We start from the raw sequence: 7,257 nt of genomic DNA, 5'->3' as shown, positions 1-7,257 counted from the left end.
GCGAACTGACCGTCGCTCACGACCTGCTGCGGGTGCCGGTGCCGTGAGCCGGGGCTGGAACGACTGGTCCTGCGTGCCCTCCGCTGCCCACCCCCGCCCGGTCGTCCTCGTCCACGGCACCGCCGCCAACTCCCTGGACACCTGGGCGACCTTCGCCCCCTATCTGGTGGCCCGCGGCTACTGCGTCTTCGCCCTCGACTACGGGCAGCTACCCGGCGTGCCGTTCTTCCACGGCCTGGGCCCCGTCGCGGAGTCGGCCCACCAGCTGTCGGCGTACGTCGGCGAGGTCCTGGCCGCCACCGGCGCCGCCGAGGTCGACATCGTCGGCCACTCCCAGGGCGGCATGATGCCGCGCCACTACCTGAAGTTCCTCGGGGGCGCCGCCACGGTGAACGCCCTGATCGGTCTCGCCCCCAGCAACCACGGCACCACGGCGCTCGGGCTCGCCCGGCTCGTCGACCGGGTCCCCGGCGCGCGCGACGCCGTCGCGGGCACCGTGCCCGCCGTGGCCGACCAGCTCGTGGGCTCCCCGTTCCTGAGGCGGCTCAACGAGGGCGGTGACACCGTGCCCGGCGTGCGCTACACCGTGATCGCCACCCGGTACGACGAGATGGTCACCCCCTGGCGCTCCCAGTTCCTCGACGGGCCGAACGTCCGCAACGTCCTCCTCCAGGACCTGTGCGGACTCGACGTCTCCGAGCACGTCGCCATCGTGCTCCTGGACCGCGTCGCCTTCCACGAGGCCGCCAACGCCCTCGACCCCGCGCACGCCACCCCCACCACGTGCGCCTCGGCCGTCACCGGCTAGCCGTCAGCCGGCGCCGTACCCCGCCGCCTCCAGGATGCGGGCCGCCACGTCCGGCGAGTCGACCAGCGGGTGCAGGGCCAGCGCGCGCAGCGCCGCCCGGCGGTCGCCCCGGGTGGCCGCCTCGATCGTCGCCCGCTCCACCGCCTTCAGCTGGAGCACCAGTCCCAGTTCGGCCCCGCCCAGGGGCGCGCACGGCAGCGGACGCACGCCGTCCGCGTCCACCTCGCACACCGTCTCGACGATCGCGTCCGGCGCCAGCTCCGGGATCGTGCCCCGGTTGCGCACGTCGAGGATCAGCCGGACCGGCCCCCCGGCCGCGCCCGTACCCCCGGCCGCGCCCGTGCCTCCGTCCGCGCCCGCACCCCCTCCCGCGAGCGCCCGCATCAGGGCCATCGCCACCTGGTCGTAGCCGCCGCCCTCCAGGTCGCACGCGTCGCGCTCCCACCCGCCGCTGGCCGCCCGGCTGTCGGCCATGTACGTCTCCTCGCGCCGCAGCCGGGCCTCCTCCCACAGCTCCAGGGCCCGCTCGGGCTCGGCGGCCGCCCGCTCGAAGAACGCGCCCTGCTGCCGGTCGAGGAACTCGCCCCGGGACTGGGCCGCGCCGCGCACCGCGGCCAGGGTCTCCCGGCGGAAGTAGTAGTAGTGCAGATACTCGTTGGGCAGCAGGCCCAGCGCCGACAGCCAGCGCGCGCCGAAGAGCCGGCCCTCCTCGAAGGTGGCGAGCGCGCCCGGGTCCGCGAGCAGCCCCGGCAGCAGCTCCCGGCCGTCCTCGCCCGAGCGCAGGGAGCGCAGCCAGCCCAGGTGGTTGAGGCCCACGTAGTCGTACGCGACCGTCTCCGGGTCCGCGCCCGCCGCCCGCGCCGCGCGCCGCACCAGCCCCACGGGCGAGTCGCAGATGCCGACGACCCGGTCGCCCAGGACAGCGGACATGGCCTCGGTCACCATCCCCGCGGGGTTGGTGAAGTTGATGACCCACGCGTTCGGCGCGAGGGCGGCGACCCGCTCCGCGACCCGGACGGCGACCGGGATCGTCCGCAGCGCGTAGAGGACGCCGCCCGCGCCCACCGTCTCCTGCCCGAGCACCCCCTCGGCCAGCGGAATCCGCTCGTCCAGCATCCGCCCCGCCGTGCCGCCCACCCGCATCGCGGAGAACACGAAGTCCGCGCCGCGCAGGGCGTCGTCGAGATCGTCGGCGATCCGCACCGACGGGGGCGCGGGACGGCCCCGCGCGAGCCGGTCCAGTACCTCGCGCACCACCGCGACCCGTCGCGCGTCCGTGTCGTACAGCGTCAGCTCCGTGACCGCCGGGCCGCGCCCCGCGCCCCCGCCGGCACGGGCCCGCGCCGCGCCGTCCGCCAGCAGCGCCCGGTACACCAACGGCACCCGGAAGCCGCCCCCGCCGAGAATCGTCAGCCTCATGGCGCGGAACGTACCGCATCGATCGGGCACACTGGACCGACCCGAAGCGGACGAGACGGACGCCACCCACGAGGCACGGCACGACCCGGGAGTTCACGGTGACCACACACCACGGGGCCACCCCGCAGCACGGCGAGCCCTCCGCGGCACGGACCCCCCTGCTCGACCCGCTGGCGGCGCTGCGCGCGCCCGGCGACCCGGATCGCGACGTGTTCCTCACCGGAACCGTGTTCCTCGACATCATCTTCACCGGTCTGGACAGCGCCCCCGTGCGCGGCACCGAGTCCTGGGCCCGCGGCATGGGCTCCAGCCCCGGCGGGGTGGCCAACATGGCCACCGCCCTGGCCCGGCTGGGGCTGCGCACCTCGCTCGCCGCGGCCTTCGGCGACGACGTCTACGGCGACTACTGCTGGGACAGCCTGTGCAACGGCGAGGGCATCGACCTCGCCCTCTCCCACCAGGTGCCCGGCTGGCACTCCCCGGTCACCGTCTCCATGGCCTACGAGGGCGAGCGCACGATGGTCTCCCACGGCCACGCCGCGCCCCCGCAGGAGTCCGCCCCCGACGCCCCGCCGCGCTCGCGCGCCTGCGTCGCCTCGCTGGTGCCCGGCCACAGCGAGGAGTGGGTGGCCACCGCCGCCCGGCGCGGCAGCCGGATCTTCGCGGACGTCGGCTGGGACGACACCGGCCGCTGGGACCTGGCCGCCCTGCCCGACCTGGAGCACTGCGAGGCGTTCCTGCCGAACGCCGCCGAGGCCATGCGCTACACCCGCACCGACTGCCCCCGGGCGGCGGCCCGCGCCCTGGCCGGAAAGGTGCCGCTGGCCGTGGTGACCCTGGGCGCCGAGGGCGCGTACGCGGTTGACTCGGCCACCGGCGAGACCGCCGAGGTACCGGCCATCGACGTGGAGGCGCTCGACCCGACGGGTGCCGGCGACGTCTTCATGGCGGGCTTCCTCACCGGCACCCTGGCCGGCTGGCCGCTCGCCGACCGGCTGGCCTTCGCCGGGCTGACCGCCGCCCTCTCCGTGCAGGAGTTCGGCGGCTCGCTGTCGGCCCCCGGCTGGGTCGAGATCGCGGCCTGGTGGCAGCACGCCAAGGTCTACGACGACCAGGTGCTCTCCTCCTCCGCCGAGGCCGCCCTGCGCCGCTACGCCTTCCTGGACGACCTGCTGCCCGCGCAGGGCCGCTCGTGGCCGCTGCGCAGGGCCGTCCCCACGATCGGCTTCCGCCGCCCCTAAAAGCACTCGGGACCGGCGGTTGCCTGGGCGTAGTCTTGAGGTATCAAGGTGCCGTACGGAATCCCGTACAGCAGGTCGAGCACAGAAGGCGGGGTCAGCAGGCCAGAGAGCCGGCCCATGACTCAGACACCCACAGCCCACACCCCCGCGCAGGGGCAGGCACGCGCCCACTTCACCGTCCCGGCCAAGCACCCCATGGTGACGGTCCTGGGCTCCGGTGACGCCCTGCTGCGGGTGATCGAGAAGGCGTTCCCGGCGACCGACATCCACGTCCGGGGCAATCAGGTCAGCGCTGTCGGAGACGCCCGCGAAGTGGCGCTCGTCCAGCGCCTGTTCGACGAGATGATGCTGGTGCTCCGTACGGGTGCGCCGATGACGGAGGACGCGGTGGAACGATCGATCGCCATGCTGCGCGAGGAGACGGGCGCGGTGGGCGCGGTCGAGACGCCGGCCGAGGTGCTCACCCAGAACATCCTCTCCAACCGGGGCCGCACCATCCGCCCCAAGACCCTCAACCAGAAGCGCTACGTCGACGCCATCGACAAGCACACGGTCGTCTTCGGCATCGGCCCGGCCGGCACCGGCAAGACGTACCTGGCGATGGCCAAGGCCGTCCAGGCGCTGCAGTCGAAGCAGGTCAACCGGATCATCCTGACCCGGCCCGCGGTGGAGGCGGGGGAGCGGCTCGGCTTTCTGCCCGGCACCCTCTACGAGAAGATCGACCCGTATCTGCGCCCGCTGTACGACGCGCTGCACGACATGATCGACCCCGACTCGATCCCCCGGCTGATGGCCGCGGGCACGATCGAGGTGGCGCCGCTGGCGTACATGCGCGGCCGGACGCTCAACGACGCGTTCATCATCCTCGACGAGGCGCAGAACACCAGCCCCGAGCAGATGAAGATGTTCCTCACCCGGCTCGGCTTCGACTCGAAGATCGTGATCACCGGTGATGTGACCCAGATCGACCTGCCCGGCGGCACCAAGAGCGGTCTGCGCCAGGTCCAGGAGATCCTGGAGGGCGTCACCGACGTCCACTTCTCCCGACTGACCAGCACCGACGTGGTCCGCCACAAGCTGGTGGGCCGTATTGTCGACGCGTACGAGCAGTACGACAGCCGCAACGGAAAGTCATAGAACGAGCACCATGTCGATCGACGTCAACAACGAATCCGGCACCGACATCGACGAGCGGGCGGTCCTCGACGTCGCCCGCTACGCCCTGGCCCGGATGCGCATCCACCCGCTCTCCGAGCTCTCGGTGATCGTCGTCGACGCCGACGCCATGGAGCAGCTGCACATCCAGTGGATGGACGAGCCCGGCCCCACCGACGTGATGTCCTTCCCCATGGACGAGCTGCGCCCGCCCGCCAAGGACGAGGACGAGCCGCCGCAGGGCCTGCTCGGTGACATCGTGCTGTGCCCGGAGGTCGCCAAGAAGCAGGGCGACGCCGCCGGGCACAGCATGGACGAGGAGCTCCAGCTGCTCACCGTGCACGGGGTGCTCCACCTCCTCGGCTACGACCACGAGGAGCCGGACGAGAAGGCCGAGATGTTCGGCCTCCAGAAGGCGATCCTGGACGGCTGGCGGGCCGAGCGCGGGATCGAGGGGCCGTCCCCGGCCCCGACCACGCGGTGACCGGGCAGCTCGTCGCGGCGGCCGTCGCCCTGGTCGTGGTGGCCTGGCTGGCCGCCTGCGCCGAGGCCGGGCTCGCCCGCACCACCCGCTTCCGCGCCGAGGAGGCCGTGCGCTCCGGGCGGCGCGGCAGCGGCAAGCTGATACAGGTCGCCGAGGACCCCACCCGCTATCTCAATGTGGCGCTGCTCGTGCGCGTCGCCTGCGAGATGGCGGCGGGCGTGCTGGTCACGTACGCGTGTCTGCGCGAGTTCGACCGCACCTGGCAGGCGCTGACCGTGGCCATCGCCGTGATGGTGCTGGTCAGTTACGTGGCCGTGGGGGTCTCGCCGCGCACCATCGGCCGCCAGCACCCGCTGAACACCGCCACCGCCGCCGCGTACGTGCTGCTGCCGCTGGCCCGGGTGATGGGGCCGGTGCCCCAGCTGCTCATCCTCATCGGCAACGCCCTCACCCCCGGCAAGGGCTTCCGCAAGGGCCCGTTCGCCTCCGAGGCGGAGCTGCGCGCCCTGGTGGACCTCGCCGAGCAGGAGTCGCTCATCGAGGACGACGAGCGGCGCATGGTGCACTCCGTGTTCGAGCTCGGCGACACCCTGGTGCGCGAGGTGATGGTGCCGCGCACCGACCTGGTGGTCATAGAGCGCGCCAAGACCATCCGCCAGGCCCTCACCCTCGCGCTGCGCTCCGGCTTCTCCCGGATTCCGGTGACCGGCGAGAACGAGGACGACGTGGTGGGCATGGTCTACCTCAAGGACCTGGTGCGCCGGACGCACATCAACCGCGACGCGGAGTCGGAGCCGGTCTCCACGGCCATGCGGCCGGCGGTCTTCGTGCCCGACACCAAGAACGCCGGCGATCTGCTGCGCGAGATGCAGCGCGACCGCAACCACGTCGCCGTCGTCATCGACGAGTACGGCGGCACGGCCGGCATCGTCACCATCGAGGACATCCTGGAGGAGATCGTCGGCGAGATCACCGACGAGTACGACCGCGAGCTGCCGCCGGTGGAGGACCTCGGCGAGGGCCGCTACCGGGTCACCGCCCGGCTGGACATCGGCGACCTCGGCGAGCTGTACGGGCTCGACCTGGACGACGAGGACGTGGAGACGGTGGGCGGGCTGCTCGCCAAGTCGCTCGGCCGGGTGCCCATCGCCGGCGCCATGGCCGAGGTGGACCTCTCCGAGGACACCACCGACCCGTCGCTGACCGCGCTGCGGCTGACGGCCGAGTCCCCGGCGGGGCGGCGCAACCGCATCGTCACCGTGCTGGTGGAGCCGGTCCGCTACAGTGCGTAGCAACTCGCGATCAAGGGACTAAAGTCCCGAACGTTCGGGACCTTTGGCGAGCGGGGGCAGGCTTAACGCCCGCATAACTTTTTCCGGAAGACCCTTTACTTTTCTGGAGAAGTTCGTGCGTTCTCGTACTCACCGTGGCACGGCTGTCGCTCTCGCCGCCGCCTCGACCCTCTTCCTCGCCGCCGGCTGCGGCGACGCCGACGGCGGGAAGGGCTCGAGCCAGCAGGGCAAGACGCAGGCCAAGGCCGGCCTGGTCACGGTGAAGGACCTGCCCGGCTCGGGCTGGACGGCCGACCCGACGGCCGGCACCGCCGACCCCGGCCCGGTCGACCTCCAGATCGGCACCGCCGCCAAGGCCGTCTGCCAGCCGATGCTGGACGCCTTCGTCGGGCGCGGCGACGGCCCCCAGGCCAAGGCGCACGCCACCGCCGACTACGTCAAGGGCGACCACGGCCCGCAGATGCACAACGCCGTGAGCCTCTACGACCCCTCCGGCGCCCGCCAGATCCTCGGCGCGAACCTGGACTTCGGCGCCTGCAAGACGTTCTCCGGCACCCTGCACAGCCAGAAGGTCGACTACCGCGCCAGCCAGCTCAAGGTCCCGGCCGTCGGCGAGGGCGCCCGCGGCGTGCGGCTGACCGCCAAGGAGAACTCCTCCGAGCACGACACGCAGATCGACATCGCGGCCACCCGCGTGGGCGGCACCGTCGTGACCGTCGTCCAGCACAGCCACGAGGCGCCCGACCAGGCCGCGTTCGAGCAGGCGTTCCGCAAGAGCGTCGAGCGGGCCAGCGTAATGATCTTGCGGTCCTCGGGGGCCAGCGGGGTGTTCTCCGTGTTCTCCGTCATGCGGTGAGC

7 protein-coding genes are annotated in these 7,257 nt (G+C 72.8%); 6 read left to right on the top strand and 1 reads right to left on the bottom strand.

Annotation, left to right across the window (positions count from 1 at the left end):
- Positions 1-808: esterase/lipase family protein (locus ACSNOD_RS26270; protein WP_436769542.1), on the top strand; the 808-nt coding region annotated here is incomplete at its 5' end.
- 3 nt (positions 809-811) lie between these two features.
- On the opposite strand, the gene ACSNOD_RS26265 is transcribed toward ACSNOD_RS26270, so the two are convergent.
- A complete protein-coding gene (locus ACSNOD_RS26265) occupies positions 812-2,227 on the bottom strand; it encodes a 6-phospho-beta-glucosidase (protein ID WP_436769541.1) in 1,416 nt (471 codons plus the stop codon).
- A 98-nt stretch (positions 2,228-2,325) separates the two neighbouring features.
- On the opposite strand from ACSNOD_RS26265, the gene ACSNOD_RS26260 reads away from it, so the two are divergent.
- From ACSNOD_RS26260 to ACSNOD_RS26240, 5 genes are all read left to right on the top strand, one after another.
- A complete protein-coding gene (locus ACSNOD_RS26260) occupies positions 2,326-3,468 on the top strand; it encodes a carbohydrate kinase family protein (protein WP_436769540.1) in 1,143 nt (380 codons plus the stop codon).
- A gap of 117 nt (positions 3,469-3,585) precedes the next feature.
- Positions 3,586-4,605 (top strand): PhoH family protein, encoded by a 1,020-nt coding sequence (locus ACSNOD_RS26255; RefSeq protein ID WP_436769539.1) that lies wholly within the window; start codon positions 3,586-3,588, stop codon positions 4,603-4,605.
- 10 nt (positions 4,606-4,615) lie between these two features.
- Positions 4,616-5,107 carry an rRNA maturation RNase YbeY gene (gene ybeY / locus ACSNOD_RS26250; RefSeq protein WP_436769538.1) on the top strand — a complete coding sequence of 164 codons (492 nt, stop codon included), beginning with the start codon at positions 4,616-4,618 and terminating at the stop codon, positions 5,105-5,107.
- Entirely contained in the window at positions 5,104-6,399 is a 1,296-nt protein-coding gene (locus tag ACSNOD_RS26245) for a hemolysin family protein (RefSeq protein WP_436769537.1), read from the top strand. Before ybeY ends, ACSNOD_RS26245 begins: the two co-directional genes overlap by 4 nt.
- A 115-nt stretch (positions 6,400-6,514) precedes the next feature.
- The gene (locus ACSNOD_RS26240; protein WP_436769536.1) at positions 6,515-7,255 is read left to right on the top strand and encodes a hypothetical protein; all 741 of its coding nucleotides are present in this window, start codon (positions 6,515-6,517) and stop codon (positions 7,253-7,255) included.
- Positions 7,256-7,257: the final 2 nt, after the last annotated feature.

The sequence above is a fragment of the Streptomyces sp. URMC 123 genome (genome assembly GCF_051386515.1).
Lineage (GTDB): Bacteria > Actinomycetota > Actinomycetes > Streptomycetales > Streptomycetaceae > Streptomyces.
Note: the sequence above shows the minus strand (reverse complement) of the source record. Positions and strands in the feature narration are given on the sequence as shown.

What these genes read in the sequence shown, in the direction of transcription:
- ybeY (WP_436769538.1), top strand. Translation starts at nt 4,616, where the DNA reads ATGTCGATCGACGTCAACAACGAATCCGGCACCGACATCGACGAGCGG.
- ACSNOD_RS26255 (WP_436769539.1), top strand. Translation starts at nt 3,586, where the DNA reads ATGACTCAGACACCCACAGCCCACACCCCCGCGCAGGGGCAGGCACGC.
- ACSNOD_RS26265 (WP_436769541.1), bottom strand. Translation starts at nt 2,227, where the DNA reads ATGAGGCTGACGATTCTCGGCGGGGGCGGCTTCCGGGTGCCGTTGGTG.